This is a genomic window from Yersinia enterocolitica subsp. enterocolitica, assembly GCF_901472495.1.
Classification (GTDB): domain Bacteria; phylum Pseudomonadota; class Gammaproteobacteria; order Enterobacterales; family Enterobacteriaceae; genus Yersinia; species Yersinia enterocolitica.
In genome coordinates this window covers 4088299-4107591 of record NZ_LR590469.1, presented here as the reverse complement: position 1 = coordinate 4107591, position 19293 = coordinate 4088299, and the positions used below count along the sequence as shown (strand labels likewise).

Sequence of the window (19293 nt, the reverse complement as noted above, 5' to 3'; positions counted from 1 at the left end):
GAAATCATTCGTTAAAGTGTACCGCCACTTTTTGCCTGTTAGCTTTCAACTTACATGCGTTCACTTTTTTTCGCGCAGTCTACTCACTCTATAGGCTATGGCAAATAAAATTCGGCACAGAAGTGTGAGCTGAAATGGATTTTGACGAAAAATACAGCAGTCAGAGTAATAGAGAGGGAATTAAAGTGGATAAAAGCATTTGGCTGGATTGGATCATAATTAAACACCAGAAATAATGATGTTAAAGGTAACTGCTGCCCTTGCCTGCCACTGAGAATAAGACAACTTCAGCAGCAGGACTTAATGATAATAATTAAGAAGGAATATTAAGCTGGCTGAGTAATTCTTTCATCCACTGATGTCCTTTATCTCTATCCGTTGATTCATGCCAGGTGAGGTAACATGGGCGACATGTTTCTTCCCAAGGTAAGGAAATCAGTTTCAGATTAAGCGCTTCACTGTATGTTTGAACCAACCAGCGAGGAGCAATGGCGACAAAGCTAGTTTGAGATACGATATTCAGCACACTGTTCATATCAGTACTTTCATAAGCAATATTTTTGGTGCTAATAGCTGATTCATAATAAAGTTGGCTGAAAGAACCCACTTTATCCAATGAGACAATCGCATGTGATTCAGAAAGGAGTTGTTCTTGCGTAATTGAATTATCAATACGTGGATGATTTTTAGATACCGCTAAAACTAATTCATCATTGGATAATGAGACATGATGAAAATCTGAACGTTCGAATTTGGTATAACCTATCACAAACTCTGTTTCTTGATAACGTAATTGATGCTCAATGTTCTCATTAAGATAAGATCTAACAATGAGCTGAACATTAGGTGCTAATTGATTAACTCGTTGTATAATCGGTGCTATCAACCTGATATCCAGAGGGCTACAAATAGATAGATTAAATACTCTCCCACTGTTTTTAGCTTCAAACCCCGCACCTGGCAACTCATTTTGTACTAATTGCAATGCTTGCCTAACAGGGCCAAAAAGCTGCCGCGCTCTGGCCGTTGGCTGAATACCTCGACCATAACGCACGAACAATTCATCATTAAACATCACTTTAAGACGAGCAACAGCATTACTTACCGCAGGCTGGGACATTCCCAGTGACTGTGCTGCGCGTGTGACATTATGCATTTGCATCACAGCATCGAAAACAGTTAATAGATTAAGGTCAACACTGCGTAAATGAACATCGTTACCTTCCTTTTTAGTGACTTGACTGTCAATTACTAAGTTGTGTTCAAACATGCTTAACTCCACTAAGCTTTATGCAGATGGCATGATTAATAAATAACCTCATAGATATTTGTCTCTTTTTCAAAAATATCTTTGAACACTTATCATTAATGATACCAATATTCTCTTTAATACCTCGACGAGGTAGAATCGAGTCTCATCCTTGTATAAGTGCGAAAATATAAATCACACCTAATGCATTTGGTAATCAGTAAATATCCATAGGCATACATATAAACAATAAACATATGCAAAATATTTTGCATGGTGAATAGAACTAATCTACATTATCAATAACAAGACAACATCTTGTCAGCATTAAAATATAACCTTGACATGTTCACATCACAAAATGAGAACATTAACAACTATGACATTAATGAATAATAAATTCTCCACTTATAACTTATTAATCCTTAATTGATCTTAAAAAAACAATAATAGCGAGGGGTTTAGACCTTAATCTAGTTATAATTAATATAAATAGCCATAAAATATAAGAAGCATGAACCAATCCAGGTGATAAGATAAAATATAATACATATAAAACCCTTACCTATATAAATAAAAAATAAGATCCCCTGCTGTTGGATTATTTGATTATTAACTTATTACGTTTAACACTTCTCTGCGCCCCTATTCCCTAACGCGGTTTTTAACAGTCCATAGTCTGAGAGTAAATAGCCGATCTGTTCATAAAATCGTAAAGAGAACAATAATCCATAATTTTAACGTTATACCAAACAAAGTAAAAAATATCACTTGTATTTTTAGATGATAAAACTTAAAAATTTAACTTTTAGGTTTTATATGCCGTTATAAGGAATTTAGAATCCCCGTAACCAGTTGAACACGCCATTTTAAACAAATGTTGACACAACCATAGAATTCACGTATCAATTTATGCAACGCAATATTTTAACTAATGAGAAACTGAAAAATCATGTTCTACTCAACCCGTCTACTAGGCCTACTACTTAACGCATCTCTCTTGCGCGGTATGTTGGTGGACGGAAATCAGAACTGATTCAGTCATCAAGATTAACAAGCCCGCGCAAATGCGCGGGTTTTTTTTTTACCCGCTAAGCGCAAAAGTAAACACGACAAGGAATAACCCATGAGCCAACAAGTCATTATTTTCGATACAACATTGCGCGACGGTGAACAAGCATTGCAAGCCAGCTTGAGTGTAAAAGAGAAGCTGCAAATCGCGTTAGCACTGGAAAGAATGGGTGTTGATGTCATGGAAGTCGGTTTCCCGGTTTCCTCACCTGGCGATTTTGAATCCGTTCGCACCATCGCGCAGCAAGTGAAAAATAGCCGGGTGTGTGCCTTGGCCCGCTGTGTAGATAAAGATATAGATGTTGCCGCAGAAGCTTTGCGTATTGCCGAGGCCTTCCGTATCCACGTGTTTTTGGCGACCTCTACCTTACATATTGAATCCAAGTTAAAGCGCTCGTTTGATGATGTGTTGGCGATGGCGGTACATTCAGTGAAACGCGCCCGCAACTATACCGATGACGTAGAATTCTCTTGCGAAGACGCAGGCCGTACTCCAATTGACAACTTGTGCCGTATCGTAGAAGCCGCAATCAATGCCGGTGCTACTACCATCAATATTCCTGATACCGTCGGCTACACCACACCATATCAATTCGGTGGCATCATCACTGACTTGTATCAGCGTGTACCGAATATTGATAAAGCCATTATCTCTGTCCATTGCCATGACGATTTGGGTATGTCGGTTGCCAACTCCATTACTGCGGTGCAAGCCGGGGCACGTCAGGTCGAAGGCACTATTAATGGTTTGGGTGAACGCGCAGGTAACTGTTCACTGGAAGAAGTTATCATGGCCATTAAAGTGCGCGAAAACATGTTGGGCGTACATACCAATATTAATCATCAAGAAATTTACCGTACCAGCCAATTGGTCAGTAAATTATGCAATATGCCAATACCTGCAAACAAAGCTATTGTCGGTAGCAATGCATTCGCTCATTCCTCCGGTATTCATCAGGATGGCGTGCTGAAAAATCGCGAAAACTACGAAATCATGACCCCACAATCCATCGGCTTGAAAGAAGTGCAGTTAAACCTGACTTCCCGCTCGGGCCGTGCCGCAGTGAAGCACCGGATGGAAGAAATGGGTTATCAGGATAAAGATTACAATTTGGATTCCTTGTATGACGCGTTCCTGAAGCTGGCGGATAAGAAAGGCCAAGTTTTTGATTACGATTTGGAAGCCCTGGCATTCATCAATAAACAGCAGGAAGAGCCAGAGCATTACCGTTTGGACTATTTCAGTGTGCAGTCTGGTTCGAGTGTGATGGCGACCGCATCAGTGAAATTGGTATGTGGTGAAGAAATCAAATCAGAAGCCGCCACAGGTAATGGCCCGGTTGACGCGGTGTATCAAGCCATCAACCGCATTACCGATTACCCCATTGAGCTGGTGAAATATCAACTGTCTGCCAATGGTCAGGGTAAAGACGCATTAGGTCAGGTTGATATCGTGGTTGACCATAAAGGCCGTCGCTTCCACGGTGTGGGGCTGGCTACAGATATTGTCGAGTCATCTGCTAAGGCGTTGGTTCACGTATTAAATAACATCTGGCGCGCTCATCAGGTAGAAATCGAGAAGCAGCGTCTGCAACAAAATAATCAGGAAATGGTGTGAACATGACTAAGACTTATCATATTGCCGTTTTGCCCGGAGACGGTATTGGCCCTGAAGTAATGGCTCAGGCAAATAAAGTATTGGATGCCGTGCGCCAGCGTTTCAGCATCAAGATTTCAACCAGCGCTTATGATGTCGGTGGCGCAGCTATCGACCGTCATGGCAGTCCGTTACCACCAGCAACAGTGAGTGGATGCGAACAAGCCGACGCCATTTTATTCGGCTCAGTGGGCGGCCCGAAATGGGAACATTTACCACCGGCGGAACAACCGGAGCGCGGTGCGCTGTTGCCATTACGCAAACACTTTAAATTATTCAGTAACTTGCGCCCTGCGCGTCTGTATCAAGGATTAGAAGATTTCTGCCCATTGCGCAGTGATATCGCAGCGAAAGGTTTCGATATTCTATGTGTGCGCGAATTAACCGGCGGGATCTATTTCGGTCAACCCAAAGGTCGTGAAGGCCAGGGGATGCACGAACGTGCATTTGATACCGAAGTTTACCATCGCTTTGAAATTGAACGTATTGCTCGCATTGCTTTTGAGTCCGCTCGCAAACGCGGCGGCAAAGTTACTTCTATTGATAAAGCCAATGTGTTGCAGAGTTCCATTCTGTGGCGTGAAGTCGTTACCGCTATTGCGGCGGACTATCCAGATGTTGCGTTATCCCATATGTATATTGATAACGCCACCATGCAGTTAATTAAAGATCCATCCCAGTTTGACGTCTTGCTGTGCTCTAACTTGTTTGGCGACATTTTGTCAGATGAGTGCGCCATGATTACCGGCTCTATGGGCATGCTGCCCTCTGCCAGTCTGAACGAACAAGGCTTTGGTTTATATGAACCTGCGGGCGGTTCCGCACCGGATATCGCGGGCAAAAACATTGCCAACCCTATCGCGCAAATTCTGTCTTTAGCCCTGTTATTGCGCTTTAGTTTAGGTAAAGACGATGCGGCGGCGGCTATCGAAAATGCCATCAATCGTGCTTTGGAACAAGGTTATCGCACCGCTGATTTGGCCGGTGATGGCACAGCAATCGGCACCAACGAAATGGGCGATATCATCGCTAAATTCGTGGCGGAGGGGGTATAAAATGGGTAAAACCTTATATCAAAACAAGACGTTATATCAGAAATTGTATGATGCGCATATTGTTTACGAAGCGCCGAATGAAACCCCGCTGTTGTATATCGATCGCCACTTAGTGCATGAAGTGACATCGCCGCAGGCCTTTGATGGCTTGCGCGCCATGGGCCGCCCGGTGCGTCAGCCAGGTAAAACCTTTGCCACCATGGATCACAACGTTTCGACACAAACCAAAGATATCAATGCCAGTGGTGAAATGGCCCGCATTCAGATGCAGGAACTTATCAAGAACTGTGCTGAATTCGGCGTGTCTTTGTATGACTTGAATCACCCATTCCAAGGCATTGTCCATGTTATTGGCCCAGAGCAAGGAATGACATTGCCGGGAATGACGATTGTTTGTGGTGATTCCCATACCGCGACCCACGGTGCATTTGGCTCATTAGCATTTGGTATCGGTACCTCAGAAGTTGAACATGTGTTGGCCACCCAGACGCTGAAGCAAGGTCGGGCCAAAACCATGAAAATCGAAGTCAATGGTGAGGTGGGCCCAGGCATTACCGCCAAAGATATCGTGTTAGCAATTATCGGCAAAACCGGCAGCGCCGGTGGTACTGGTCATGTAGTGGAATTCTGTGGCAGCGCGATTGAAGCTCTGAGCATGGAAGGCCGCATGACATTGTGCAATATGGCAATTGAAATGGGTGCCAAAGCCGGTTTAGTCGCACCGGACGACACCACTTTTAACTATCTGAAAGGCCGTCAATTCGCCCCAACAGGTGAGCAATGGGAACAAGGCGTAGCCTACTGGCGCACCTTGAAATCTGATGCTGACGCTAAATTTGATACTGTGGTGACCTTAGATGCCGCTGATATCGCGCCACAAGTTACCTGGGGCACCAATCCGGGCCAGGTGATTGCGGTTAATCAAATCATCCCGGCACCAGAGTCTTTTAGTGATCCTGTTGAGCGCGCTTCAGCCGAAAAAGCCTTGGCTTATATGGATTTACGCCCCGGAATCAAATTGACCGAAGTCGCGATTGATAAAGTCTTTATCGGTTCTTGCACTAACTCGCGTATTGAAGATTTACGTGCCGCAGCCGCAGTGGCGCAAGGGCGTAAAGTGGCCAGCGGTGTGCAGGCGATTGTGGTGCCCGGCTCCGGCCCGGTGAAAGCACAAGCCGAAGCGGAAGGTTTGGATAAAATCTTTATCGAAGCCGGTTTTGAGTGGCGTTTACCCGGCTGCTCCATGTGTTTGGCGATGAATAACGACCGCCTGGAACCCGGCGAGCGCTGTGCATCCACCAGCAACCGTAACTTTGAAGGGCGTCAGGGCCGTGGGGGTCGCACCCATTTGGTTAGCCCGGCAATGGCAGCCGCAGCTGCGGTCAGTGGTCACTTTGCTGATGTCCGCGACTTATCTGCTGCCACCCACTAACCGGAGATACCACCATGACAAAATTTACTCAACACACTGGTTTTACTCAACACACTGGTTTTACTCAACATACGGGTCTGGTCGCTCCGTTGGATGCGGCGAATGTCGATACCGACGCGATTATCCCGAAACAGTTTTTGCAAAAAGTGACGCGCACTGGTTTTGGTCAGCACCTGTTTAATGACTGGCGCTTTCTGGACGATGCAGGCAAAGTGCCTAACCCTGAATTTGTGCTGAACCAACCGCGCTATCAGGGGGCGACCATTTTGTTAGCACGCGAAAACTTCGGCTGCGGTTCATCACGTGAACATGCACCTTGGGCACTGACAGATTTCGGTTTTAAAGTGGTTATTGCTCCGAGTTTTGCTGATATTTTTTACGGCAATTCATTTAATAACCAATTATTACCGGTAACATTAAGTGAAGGTGATATTGATACTTTATTCCAGCTGGTTAAAGAGAATGAAGGTATCGAGTTTATTGTCGATTTAGAACACCAAACGGTGAATGCCGGTGGAAAAAGTTATTCTTTCGAAATTGATAGTTTCCGTCGTCATTGCATGATTAACGGTTTAGACAGTATTGGCCTGACACTCCAGCATGAAAGTAATATTTCGGCCTACGAAAAACAACAGCCAGAATTCCTACGTTAATTATTTTTAGTTCATTTTGTGAGTCTATTGTTGGTGTCAGGATGCCCCTGACCCAACAATTAAAATCGATAAAAATCCTAATCAAAAAAAATCATTCACCTTCACTTGCCATTGACAGTAAAACCCAAACCCCATATCAATCAGACTGTTATATAACAGCACCGTAACCCATTAGATTACATAAATATTAATGACTCTAATATAGTTTTAATTGATTGTAATTTGTGCTGAATATCACTTTTTATTTTTTAAACAACGCTATGCTGTTACTCACTATCCACACCTAGAGGGCGCCTTATGACACGCATTGCATTGCGTTACCAAGCACGCATCTCCGGCGACAGCCGAGCCTGGTTTAATATTGATTACCGCCTTGCCAACGATTTCCCGCGTTAATTCCCCCATTGCTTATTCAGCTTAGGCTGAAAAAACTCATTTCTTTATTTTGTTGCCGTCATAGGTAATACGAATAGTTATTTTCGTTCGTTACTACATGACTGCATTTTTAATATTAATATATATACCCAAAGTAATTGGAGTTGCAGGTAGGCTGCAAGCAAACAAATCCCGATGAGCTTATTCGAGTAGGTCAACTACAAGTAAGTGATTCGGGTACGTGCGCGCAGCTAACGCCCCTGCGGCTTCAAGTACAAAGGGTATTTGGAGTAATAAGCCATGAAACGCATCCCTGAACCCTTCCGTATTAAAATGGTTGAAAATATTCGGATGACCAATCGGGAAGATCGTGAGAAAGCACTGATTGAAGCGGGCTATAATCCATTCTTATTACCAAGTGAGGATGTTTATATTGATTTACTGACTGACTCCGGCACCGGGGCGATGAGTGACCGTCAGTGGGCTGGCTTAATGATGGGTGATGAGGCCTACGCCGGTTCACGTAACTATTATCACCTGTGTGATCAGGTTAAAAAACTGATTGGCTACCCATTTACTATCCCAACACATCAGGGCCGTGGCGCTGAACAAATCCTGTTCCCTTGCCTGATTGCGAAAAAACAAAAAGCCGGTGGCGCCAAGAACCCGGTCTTTATTTCTAACTTCCATTTTGATACCACCGCCGCTCACGTTGAGATGAATGGTGCTAAAGCTATCAACGTTGTCACCCCGAAAGCCTTTGATACTGTGGCTTATTATGACTGGAAAGGTGATTTCGATTTAGACCAACTGAAAGCAACAATTGCCGAATATGGCGCTGACAACGTGGTGTCAATTATTACCACCGTCACCTGTAACAGTTCCGGTGGGCAGCCCATTTCAATGAGCAATATGCGCGAAGTGTATCGCATAGCTCAACAGCATAATATTCCGGTGGTGATTGACTCCGCCCGTTTTTGTGAAAATGCCTGGTTTATCAAACAACGCGAGCCGGGTTATAGCGATAAATCGATCAAAGAGATCATTCTGGAAATGTATCAATATGGCGATATGCTCACCATGTCAGCCAAAAAAGACCCGATGGTAAATATTGGCGGCTTATGCTGTTTCCGTACCGATGAAGACCTATTCAACGACGTTCGTATCCGTTGCGTGCCAATGGAAGGTTTTGTCACTTATGGTGGGTTGGCCGGTCGCGACATGGAAGCGCTGGCCATTGGGCTGGAAGAAGGGATGAATGAAGACTTCCTGACATACCGTATTGGGCAGGTAGAGTATCTTGGCGAACGGCTGCGTGCTGGCGGTATTCCGATTCAATATCCTACCGGCGGTCATGCGGTGTTTGTCGATGCCAAAATCCTGCTGCCGCATATTCCAGCCGAACAATTCCCGGCACAGGCCCTGAATAATGCGTTGTATCTGGAAGCAGGTATTCGCAGTGTGGAAATTGGATCCTTGCTGCTAGGCCGCGATCCACAAACCGGTAAACAAAAACCATCGCCATTGGAACTGCTGCGCCTGACCATCCCGCGCCGAGTCTATACCAATGACCATATGGATTACATTGCCGACGCCCTGATTTCACTCAAATCACGTGCCGAAGAAATCAAAGGCTTAACCTTCACCTACGAACCCCCTGTTCTGCGCCACTTTGTTGCCCGATTAAAACCTATCGAATAAGCGGCAACCGCCATACCAAGACCACGCCCCCTGCTGCTCTGGCAGGGGGAAAACAGCTACAAAATCGCTACCTCTATAAGTGGTAAAACCACACGAGGACACCCTACTATGGCCCAAACTACACTAGAAGATCAGGTCACAGCAGCAAAAATTAAAAATCCTTCCCTCCTCGGCGGTGCCATGATTATTGCAGGCACTATCGTCGGCGCAGGGATGTTTTCACTACCCGTTGTCATGTCAGGGATCTGGTTTTATTGGTCTATTGCGGTTCTGGTTTTTACCTGGTTTTGCATGCTTCACTCAGGATTAATGATCCTCGAAGCCAACCTCAACTATCATACCGGTGCCAGTTTTGACACCATCACCAAAGACTTACTGGGCAACGGCTGGAATGTGATAAATGGCCTGACCGTCGCCTTTGTTCTCTATATTCTGACCTACGCCTATATCTCTGCCAGTGGCTCGGTTATTCAGCATACGCTACGCGGAATGGGAATAGACTTCCCAGCCCGACTGGGCGGCCTGTTCTTTGCTTTATTCGTCGCTTTTATTGTTTGGCTCAGTACCACCGCGGTGAGCCGAATGACCACTATCGTGCTGGGTGCCAAGATACTCACTTTCTTTATGACATTCGGCGGGTTGTTAGGCCATGTCGAACCGGTGAAATTGTTTAATCTGAGTGACGCCAACCCAAGCTACCTGCCCTATCTATTGATGACACTGCCATTTTGTCTGGCGTCATTCGGTTATCACGGTAATGTCCCCAGTTTGATGAAGTATTACGGTAAAAACCCACACCGTATCCGCAACTGCTTGTTATTTGGCACCTTGCTGGCGCTGGCGCTATATATCATCTGGTTGGTCGGCACTATGGGGAATATTCCACGACCACAATTTCGCGAAATAGCCAGTCAGGGGGGTAATATTGATGTGCTGGTCAGTGCGCTGGGCGGGATATTAAAAAGTTCGTCAATGGATCTACTGCTGACAGTATTCTCAAACTTCGCCGTCGCCAGTTCATTTCTGGGCGTCACTTTGGGCTTATTCGATTATCTAGCTGATTTATTTAAATTTAACGACAGTCGTTTGGGTCGGGCAAAAACAGCTGCCATCACCTTCCTGCCGCCAATATTGGGTGGGTTGATTTATCCCGATGGTTTCATTTACGCCATCGGTTATGCCGGACTAGCCGCTACCGTCTGGGCTGCCATTGTTCCTGCGCTGCTGGCACGGGCTTCACGCAAACGCTTTGGTAGCCCGCTGTATCGCGTCTGGGGCGGTACCCCGATGATTGTATTGATTTTACTATTCGGGGCGATTAATGCCATCGCCCATATCCTGTCGAGTCTGAACTTGCTGCCCGTTTACTAAAACGCTACACAGCGCCCTGACTGAGTTAATAAGCGGGGAAATGTACCGAATGGGTCGTAGCGACGTAAGTCGCCGGAGTGCCCATCGGTGCAGTCGCCCCGCCAGTCCCGATGTTGCAAAATAGGTTGTTCACCAATCACAGCGCCCTACGGGGCGCTAAGCTTCCCTCACTCGCGCACAAATAATAAGCGATAGAATGGCGAGAATCATCGCCATGACATACACCGAATTATGACCCCAGGTTTCAGTTAATACTCCTTGCAACACCCCCGCCAGAATCACCCCAGTTGAAATACTGTTGGTAAACAGTGTGGTGGCAGCTCCCGCTCTGCCCGGCATTAAATCCTGAAAATAAAGCATCCCAATTCCGGCAACAATACCGATGAAAATGGCATTAAAAATCTGCAATAACATCAATGCTGTTTTAAATTTAAATAACACCAGCCCAGTATAAAACAGCACACCAGCCAGCACGGCGAACAGCATAATTTTACGCTTACCAAAACGCCTGACCGAATAACCCGCCAGCAGCATAATAGGAATTTCCAGCCCAGCCGCCGTTCCCATCAATAAGCCGGCCAGCCGCTCCGGCAGCCCCAGATTAGCAGTGATATATAACGGCATATCAATGATGTACATGGTGTTGCATGTCCACATCAACATTGAGGCAATAAACAGCAGCAGGACATCTTTATCGGCAAACAGGCTACCCTGCGCAACCGCAGGCGCATCCACCACCGGCTCGGCTCGCTGCACCGACGGCAAAATAAACCACACCACCAGCGCACTCAGCACAAAGATACCCGCAGCAATGCTGAACATCAGAGTAAAGCCATAATTCAGCGCCAGCATAAATGATAATGGCGGTCCGATAACCCACGCTAATGAAAGCTGCGCACGCATAATTGAGCTAAACATCACCACTTCACGGGCTGAGCTATCGGCATATTCACGCGCCAGAGCGAAAATCTGTGGCATGGCAGTGTTAGCCACCGAGGCCAACAGTACACCGGCGGTGATCAAGGTAAGATAATCGCGATTAAAAGCAAACAGCAGGCAGTTCCCCACCGCCATCAGATAGCAAACCATAATCAGCTTGCGGCGATCACCCCGAGCATCCGATCGCTTGGCCAATACAAAGCTGACGGTGATCCCCGCGATAGCATTGACGGTATAAAATAGCCCAACCCACAGCGGGCGCACTTTCACTTCGGTGCTTAAAAATAGACTTAAGGTGGGAGCCTGCAAAGCGCCTGCAATACCAGAGAGAAAAGCCACCACAAAGAACGCAAGAAAAACCGGGTTGATACGACGGGAAAAGGTTAAAGCAGATTTCATTCCAGGCTCCAGCGCCAGAAATAGCAATTGTTAGAATAAATGACAGGTAATAAAACGAGATTTTTGATAGAGCATATTACTATTATTCGAAATGTATGGAATTAAAATAAATCGGAATGGCTTCCCACGCGGTATAACTTCAGGCTAGCATCGGTACGTTGATAAATTAAGAGTAAATCTGGCATGCCATGGCACTCAAGATAGCCAATGTAGTTGCCTATCAAGGGATGTTCTTTGTATTTTGACGGGAGTTTTTCGCCCGTTTGCAACAACGAAATAATTTCTAAAATAACTTTCTGTGCTTTTTTATTGTTTGTATACCGTTTTGCATCTTTTTTAAAGCGACTTTGATAAACAATCTCAAGCATGTTTACCAACCAAGATCACGTTTTAGCGCATTAACTGTATCAACACGACAAACTTCCACCCCATTTTCTAGATCACGGATAGCTTGTAAGGTTTCCTGATTAGGTTGAAGTAAATCTATGGGCAGTTCTGCATTAACAGCAAGGCGATTAACTACCATGCGGATTACGGTAGACAAATCAAGGCCAAGCGCTTTTGCGTTAGCCATCGCAGCAGCTTTAGATGCAGGAGAGACTCTAGCTCGAACCACAGTATCAGTCATAATTACCTCCATTAAGTTATCCTTATCGTAGCCACAGCGTAGCTACACGTCAAGGATAAAAAAAGCCAGTGGCATAAACCACTGGCTGGTGAAACTCACCATTACTCAGAAATTTTTGGTGCTCAGTAAAGCAAGGCTAGCTTACAAAGTATGTTCAGTGCGGGCGATAATATCATCCTGCGCATCCGGCGACAGCGCGGTGAAGAATGCCGAGTAACCCGCCACCCTGACCACTAAATCACGGTAGCGATCCGGGTGCTGTTTGGCCTCAAGCAATGTCTCACGCGACACAATGTTGTATTGCACATGCCAGCCCAGATACTCCTCAAAGAAGGTGCGCAGCATCATCATTAACTTTTCACGGTCACGCGGATTATCCAATGTGGACGGATTCAGTTTTTGATTGAGTAATACCCCGCCCAGAATGGAGGCGGTCGGTAATTTCGATAGCGAGTTAAACACCGCCGTTGGCCCCAGATGGTCGGTGCCAGAAGCCGGACTAGCCCCTTCCGCCAGTGGGCTGTGCGCTTTACGGCCATCCGGTGTCGCCATGGTCGCTGCGCCAAAGGGCACGTTGGCAGAGATAGACGAGGTTCCCGCATAATAGGTGCCGCCAATCGGGCCGCGACCAAAACGTGTATTGTGATATTGCTTCAGTTCATCAATGTAAGTCTGATAAGCCCGCACTAACAGGTGGTCGACGTCATCAACGTCATTGCCATATTTCGGCGCTGAATTTATCAAGTGCTGACGCAGTTGCTCGCCATTCAAACCGGCAAAATCATTGGCTAATGCTGTAGCCAGTTGCTGTTGGCTGATAAGTTGTTGTTCAAATACCAATTTTCTCACCGCCGCCAGGCTGTTACCCAAGTTGGCAATCCCGACTTGCAAACCAGAAACCCAGTCATAGCGCGCCCCGCCTTGCTTGATACTTTTGCCACGCTCAATGCAATCATCCACCAGCGCAGAACAGACAATATCGTGGGCGTTCTCTTCCAATACCGTATCCACTACACACTCTATCTCGATAGATTTGCGGGTGTAGTAACGAATCTGCGCATCCCATTGCGCCATCACTTGAGAGAAATCGCTAAAGTTGCCCTTCGACAAACCTTGCTCTTGCGGCAAGAATACCTGCCCGGAGGTGGCATCACGGCCCTGCTCCAGCGCCGCCAACATCACTCTGGCAAAGTTAATGAAACTCATGCCGGTGCAGCGGTAACCCCACTTACCGCCAACCGCCGTTTCAATACAACCAATTGCTGCGTAATCATAGGCATCCTGTGGCTCGACACCCAGTTTGATAAATTCGGGTATAACAATTTCGTCGTTGTTAAATGCTGGCATACCAAAACCACAGCGAATAACTTGCACGCAGGCATCGAGGAAATCATCACTGATACCGGCGTGATAGCGCACACTGAGGTTGGGCTGGGTTGAACGCAAGCGCCCACAGGATTCCAACACCGCGTAGGAAAGTGGATTCACCGCATCAATAGATTTGCCCTGTACCAGCTTTTGCCCGCCAATAGTGACGTTTTGATAAAGTGGGCTGCCCGCTGAAGCTTTGGAGTGCGAGCCGGAGCGGATTTTATTCACCTCCAGCAATTTCAACCAGCAGCTATGCAGCATTTCAATCGCTTGTTCGCGGCTGAGGGTGTTTTCCAATTCGACATCGCGGCGATACCACGGATACAAATATTGATCCAGACGACCAAACGAAACCGAATGACCATTGGATTCAATTTGCAAAATCAGCTGAATGAAGTAGCACAATTGCAGGGCTTGCCAGAAAGTTTGCGGTGGCTGGTGGGCAATTAATTCACAGTTTTCGGCGATTTTTTGTAGCTCGACGCGCCGCCAGTCACGCGTTTCCTCCTGCGCCATTTGCCGTGCCACCGCAGCGTAGCGCTCAATATGTTCGCTCAGAGCCGCCAGCGAAATATCAATGGCTTTCAGGAATTGTTCTTTATGCAGGTCACTCCAGTCCGTCAGTTGCAGCCGAGAACGACGGCTGGTCACTTTACTGCGCAGGCCATCCAGCCCTTTTTCCAGCAATAACGGGAAGTTAACCGCCAAATGCGCATCGCCAGAGGTCATATTGCCCTCGGCTTTTATAATGCCGGTCGCCAGCAAGGCTTTTTGCTCATCGGTAAACATGCCGTAGCAGCGGTCTTGCACCGTTTGACCGCGCCACCACGGGCACAACTGGTGTAATACCGCTTTGTCTTCTTCACTGACGGAGAAACCGGCCCCAGGGCGATCGGCCAGCTCGTCAATTTCACTCTCAATCCAGCTCACCGTGTATTCTGGAAAAATCGGCGCGGCGCGCAGTTGACTGGCCTGATTACCAATGATTAGCTCATCATTCTTAATCCAGATGGTGCGTTGCTGTAGATGATGAGCCAGCGCCAGCGCCCGCCGAACAGACAGCGGTTTATCCTGATGCTGTTGATAAACCTCGGTATAGTGCACAGCCCGCTCAGTACAGACTGGCGGTTTTACAATATGAATCAGCGCGTTTTTATGCTGTTTTGTCCGTTCGCTTAAGGTTACCAAATCGAGAGTGGTCATTGCGTCATCCTCTTAAAATTGCGGTAAGACCCTTGTCACGGGCATAATTTTCCGCAAAGGCCAGCAGGTCAGGAGAATCTAAAGGTGTCTTGGCTGCCAGATATTCTTCACCCAGCAGTGAGTATTTGTTGATGCCCAGCGTGTGATAAGGCAAAAAGTGAATCTCTTTCACTCCAATCTCATCCGCAGCAAAATCGACAATGCCTTGTAGCGAGCGGAGGTCAGCGTTGAAATCTGGGATTAAGGGCACCCTTACGGTGATATTGGTGCCTGCCGCTGCTAATTTACGGAAGTTATCCATTACCCGCTTAGCCGAGCCGCCCGTCCACTGTTGAAAGCGTTGTTCATCGGTATGTTTCAAATCCGCCAGCATCAAATCAAGCCACGGCAAAGCGGGGGCAATATAGCGCCACGGGGTATGCAAACAAGATTCAACCGCGGTATGGATTCCTTGCTGGTGACAGCGCTGCAATAATTCAGCCGCCACTTCCGGCTGCATAAAAGGTTCACCGCCAGATAATGTCACCCCGCCGCCACTGCGCCGATAAAATGGTAAGTCGCGTAACAGTGTCTCCATAGTGGCATCGATATCAATCGGGCTGCCGCACACCGTCAGGGCACCGCTCGGGCAGCGAACCTTCAGCACCTGAATATCGTTTTCTGCTAATTGCTGGCGATGAATAACAATTTTATTATCAATACGTTGGATTGCTTGTGGGCAAGTTTGCTGACACAAATCACAACCTGATAAACACAGGCGCGAGTCAAATAATACCTCTGGCTGACGTGAGCGACTTTCTGGGTTTTGGCACCAGCGGCAACTCAACGAGCAACCTTTAAGGAACACCACACTGCGAATACCGGGGCCGTCATGAGTGGAATAACGTTGTAAGTTGAAAATCATCTTATTCCTCCCTTGGTGGTGATTGCACCGACATTGCCGCGTTAAGCTACTTTCATTGGCAACCAGTATCTGCGTAATATAGGGAAAGAAAAATTGATGAAATTTGTCGAGGAGTTCCTCTTTTATGTCTACCGCTCGCCTGCAACAACAGTTCATTCGCCTCTGGCAACGTTTTAGCGGTTTACCAACAGAAACCACCTTGCAGGAGCTGGCTGAAGTGCTGTGCTGTTCGCGTCGCCACGTACGTTCTTTGCTGGGCAGCATGCAACAAGAGGGGTGGCTTAGCTGGCAGGCGGAAGCGGGCCGAGGTAAGCGCTCACAATTGACCTTCCTCTATTCCGGTTTAGCCTTACAACAACAACGGGCCGAAGAGTTACTGGAACAAGAGGGTATTGATCAGTTGGTGCAGTTGGTCGGGGATAAAAAAGCGGTACGCCAAATGCTGCTATCCCAGTTAGGGCGCAGCTTTCGGCAAGGTAAACATATTCTACGCGTGCTCTATTACCGCCCATTACAGAACCTACTGCCCGGCACAGCGCTACGCCGCTCAGAAACCCATATGGTACGGCAGATTTTTAATGGCCTGACACGGATAAATGAGGAAAATGGGGAACTAGAACCAGACTTATCTCATCACTGGCAAGCCATAAGCCCATTGCATTGGCGCTTTTATTTGCGCCCAGCCATTCATTTTCACCACGGCCGTGAGCTGGAAATGAATGATGTGATTACCAGTCTGACCCGATTAATCCCGCAACCACTGTTTTCACATATCACGGCGGTGCGTTCACCCACGCCGTATGTCATTGATGTGCATCTTAGCGCTCCAGATAACTGGCTGCCGTGGTTGCTGGGCAGTGTACACGCCATGATCTTGCCCCAAGAGTGGGAAAATCAACCCGACTTCCGTCGGCATCCTATCGGGACTGGCCCTTATTCTGTGATTCGTAATCACCAGAGCCAATTGAAAATTCAGGCTTTTGATAACTATTTCGGTTTCCGCGCACTGATTGACGAGGTCAATATATGGGTTCTGCCAGAGCTGTCTGAAGAATTGGTTTATTCCGGCGTACAATTGCAGGCCGACGATACCAGCAAAAATGAACTGGAAAGTCGGCTGGAAGAAGGCTGCTATTTTTTACTGTTTGACCAGCGCTCTCCCCTGACCCGCAATCCTGATATTTGTCGCTGGCTTTGTGAGCTGATTACTCCCGTCGCTCTGCTCAGCCACGCAGACCCTTTTTATCAGCGCTATTGGTCACCGGCCTACGGCATGTTGCCGCGCTGGCATCACAACCGACTCAGAGTATTGGAAACGAAACCAGAAGGTTTAACCGAACTGACTCTCACCTTCTACAGTCACCATTCAGAGTTTGATGCCATCAGTCAGACACTAACAAAATTGTTAGCAGATCAAGGTGTTAATTTAAAAATACACGTGGTGGACTACACACAGTGGTATCAAGGGGATGCCCAGAGCGACATGTGGCTTGGCAGCGCTAACTTCTACCTGCCACTGGAGTTTTCTCTGTTTGCCACTTTATATGAGCTGCCGCTACTGCAATATTGTCTGGATGAAGAGTTACACCAAGACGTTGAATTATGGCGCAATAATACCTTACAGATGGCGGATTGGAGCCAACGACTGGTTAGCCAAAATCAATTCCATCCCTTGTTCCATCACTGGCTAGAATTATACGGGCAACACAGTATGCGCGGTGTACGTATGAATACCCTCGGCTGGTTTGATTTCAAATCGGCCTGGTTTACACCGCCTGAGACTTAAAACTCTATTCACTTTCCCTGCGGAGAATAATACTCTGCGGGGATGTTGATAATAACAGATTCAATCAATACATTGGACGGCACCATCTCCTTAACGATATAATGCCAACTGACGCAAAATAAGGAGATAGCGCGGTGACAGAAACAGATATCGAAATGGAAAAAAAACTATTAGCGCATGGTTTTACACAAAAAGAAGTCAATAGGTTAAAGAAAGTTCTAACCCATGAGCATGTTAATGATGCTGGAGGTGAGACATTGGAATCACTCATCCTTGATTTAAAGAAGAGCTTTATTCCAAGCTGCTTTTGCATTTTGTTAGTCTTACTACTATATCCACTCATCGTCACCAAACCAGTTTTAATTGAAGTATCCGTTTATCTGGTCATTGCGATATTTTCCTTTTTTTGTATAAACTTGATTAACCCAATGAAATTGTCTTTTAAAGCATACAGATTCTTAAAAAATAAGAATAAAGGGGAGTAGTTCCCCTTAGACTTCATTAAAAATGGTTTGCATCTTCACGATGATTTATATCTGAGATAATACGTATTTTATTTCCTGCACTAGCAAATTTTAGCATTAAAGCGCCCTGACTCATTTTGGTGATATTTCTATAATAGTCGCTAGGAATATATCTAAACAATCGCAAAACATCAGGCTTTAAACTTAGGGCAACCACACCATACAGTGATGATGCCATATCCACAGCATGATAAGCCATCGAGCCTACTTTTGGCTCAAATCCCATAAACTTAGCGGTCGCTCTGTACCCTTTTTCCATCACACCAGTGTACTCATCGTCACCCAACAAGCGGAGAAAATTTTCAGCCGCTGTACTGGCACCACTTACGGCTAAATGTGCCCCTGCTAATTTTCCCAGAATAAAGCCAGATTTAATTATAAGCCCAAAACCTGTGCTCATCTGGAGACCACTAGTGACAACACCAATGGCATTTATGGTATAACCAATTTCATTATTATATTTTTCCATATTAATCGTCATATAGACTTTTGCTCTATCCAGCGAAAGCATAGTACCTTGCCTTTCTATATTGGCACACTCCTCTTGGATATTACTGATTGCAGCACGACACTCTGAATCAGTTTTGGCATTACGAATAATGTTTAGGTTGCCATCTGACAGTTGTTTTACTTCACTTTCAAATCGCGCCTTAAGGAAGAAATCTTTAATATGGCGGGAGGAAACAATTTTGGCTGTTTTCATTAAGTCGTTGGCAGCTGAGTGAGCCAATGCAAGAAAGTAATTATTATCCCTTTCTCTTCTATTTAAGTAAATATCCATAACGTATCATCCATAATTAAACTCACAAAAAAGATAGAATATCTTATCTTCCAATCGGTATCACTGGGCCGTCTACTCATAGAGGTCTATTTCAGCCTTTGCGTGAGTTTATCTCGCTATTTTAAGAATACACCCCGAGCGTTAATCTGATTTATTAATATCCTATGGGTATTTAATATTGGATAATTATTGAC

General features: G+C 46.1%; 16 protein-coding genes. 9 read left to right on the top strand and 7 right to left on the bottom strand.

Features of this window, described 5'->3' with window-relative positions:
- Positions 1 to 313: 313 nt before the first annotated feature.
- The gene (leuO, locus tag FGL26_RS19390; protein WP_005167050.1) at positions 314 to 1270 is read right to left on the bottom strand and encodes a transcriptional regulator LeuO; all 957 of its coding nucleotides are present in this window, start codon (positions 1268 to 1270) and stop codon (positions 314 to 316) included.
- Between the two features lie 1105 nt (positions 1271 to 2375).
- On the opposite strand from leuO, the gene leuA reads away from it, so the two are divergent.
- The 7 genes from leuA (at position 2376) to mtr (ending at position 10564) form a co-directional block, all read left to right on the top strand.
- Positions 2376 to 3938, top strand: a complete 1563-nt coding sequence (leuA, locus tag FGL26_RS19380) for a 2-isopropylmalate synthase (RefSeq protein ID WP_005167047.1) — start codon at positions 2376 to 2378, stop codon at positions 3936 to 3938.
- Between the two features lie 2 nt (positions 3939 to 3940).
- A complete protein-coding gene (leuB, locus tag FGL26_RS19375; RefSeq protein ID WP_005167046.1) occupies positions 3941 to 5032 on the top strand; it encodes a 3-isopropylmalate dehydrogenase in 1092 nt (363 codons plus the stop codon).
- A gap of 1 nt (position 5033) precedes the next feature.
- On the top strand, positions 5034 to 6464 hold the full coding sequence (leuC, locus tag FGL26_RS19370; RefSeq protein ID WP_005167044.1) for a 3-isopropylmalate dehydratase large subunit: 1431 nt from the start codon (positions 5034 to 5036) through the stop codon (positions 6462 to 6464).
- A 14-nt stretch (positions 6465 to 6478) separates the two neighbouring features.
- A complete protein-coding gene (gene leuD / locus FGL26_RS19365; RefSeq protein ID WP_005167042.1) occupies positions 6479 to 7117 on the top strand; it encodes a 3-isopropylmalate dehydratase small subunit in 639 nt (212 codons plus the stop codon).
- 297 nt (positions 7118 to 7414) lie between these two features.
- On the top strand, positions 7415 to 7513 hold the full coding sequence (tnaC, locus tag FGL26_RS19360) for a tryptophanase leader peptide (protein ID WP_005156906.1): 99 nt from the start codon (positions 7415 to 7417) through the stop codon (positions 7511 to 7513).
- A gap of 279 nt (positions 7514 to 7792) precedes the next feature.
- Complete coding sequence (gene tnaA, locus FGL26_RS19355; protein ID WP_005167041.1) at positions 7793 to 9193, top strand: tryptophanase; 1401 nt, start codon at positions 7793 to 7795, stop codon at positions 9191 to 9193.
- A gap of 108 nt (positions 9194 to 9301) precedes the next feature.
- On the top strand, positions 9302 to 10564 hold the full coding sequence (gene mtr, locus FGL26_RS19350) for a tryptophan permease (protein ID WP_011815557.1): 1263 nt from the start codon (positions 9302 to 9304) through the stop codon (positions 10562 to 10564).
- A gap of 156 nt (positions 10565 to 10720) precedes the next feature.
- Here mtr and FGL26_RS19345 read toward each other — a convergent pair whose 3' ends face one another.
- From FGL26_RS19345 to FGL26_RS19325, 5 genes are all read right to left on the bottom strand, one after another.
- On the bottom strand, positions 10721 to 11902 hold the full coding sequence (locus FGL26_RS19345) for a sugar efflux transporter (protein WP_005167037.1): 1182 nt from the start codon (positions 11900 to 11902) through the stop codon (positions 10721 to 10723).
- 101 nt (positions 11903 to 12003) lie between these two features.
- Entirely contained in the window at positions 12004 to 12270 is a 267-nt protein-coding gene (locus FGL26_RS19340; RefSeq protein WP_005167035.1) for a type II toxin-antitoxin system RelE/ParE family toxin, read from the bottom strand.
- A 2-nt stretch (positions 12271 to 12272) separates the two neighbouring features.
- Positions 12273 to 12530 (bottom strand): type II toxin-antitoxin system RelB/DinJ family antitoxin, encoded by a 258-nt coding sequence (locus FGL26_RS19335; protein ID WP_032902464.1) that lies wholly within the window; start codon positions 12528 to 12530, stop codon positions 12273 to 12275.
- A gap of 141 nt (positions 12531 to 12671) precedes the next feature.
- Complete coding sequence (locus FGL26_RS19330; RefSeq protein WP_005167032.1) at positions 12672 to 15104, bottom strand: formate C-acetyltransferase/glycerol dehydratase family glycyl radical enzyme; 2433 nt, start codon at positions 15102 to 15104, stop codon at positions 12672 to 12674.
- A gap of 4 nt (positions 15105 to 15108) precedes the next feature.
- The gene (locus FGL26_RS19325) at positions 15109 to 16008 is read right to left on the bottom strand and encodes a glycyl-radical enzyme activating protein (protein WP_005167030.1); all 900 of its coding nucleotides are present in this window, start codon (positions 16006 to 16008) and stop codon (positions 15109 to 15111) included.
- 124 nt (positions 16009 to 16132) lie between these two features.
- On the opposite strand from FGL26_RS19325, the gene sgrR reads away from it, so the two are divergent.
- Complete coding sequence (gene sgrR, locus FGL26_RS19320) at positions 16133 to 17794, top strand: HTH-type transcriptional regulator SgrR (protein ID WP_005167028.1); 1662 nt, start codon at positions 16133 to 16135, stop codon at positions 17792 to 17794.
- A gap of 134 nt (positions 17795 to 17928) precedes the next feature.
- A complete protein-coding gene (locus FGL26_RS19315) occupies positions 17929 to 18279 on the top strand; it encodes a hypothetical protein (RefSeq protein ID WP_005167026.1) in 351 nt (116 codons plus the stop codon).
- 16 nt (positions 18280 to 18295) lie between these two features.
- Here FGL26_RS19315 and FGL26_RS19310 read toward each other — a convergent pair whose 3' ends face one another.
- Positions 18296 to 19099, bottom strand: coding sequence for a DUF4225 domain-containing protein (locus FGL26_RS19310; RefSeq protein ID WP_005167024.1), 804 nt, complete (start codon positions 19097 to 19099; stop codon positions 18296 to 18298).
- Between the last annotated feature and the right edge of the window lie 194 nt (positions 19100 to 19293).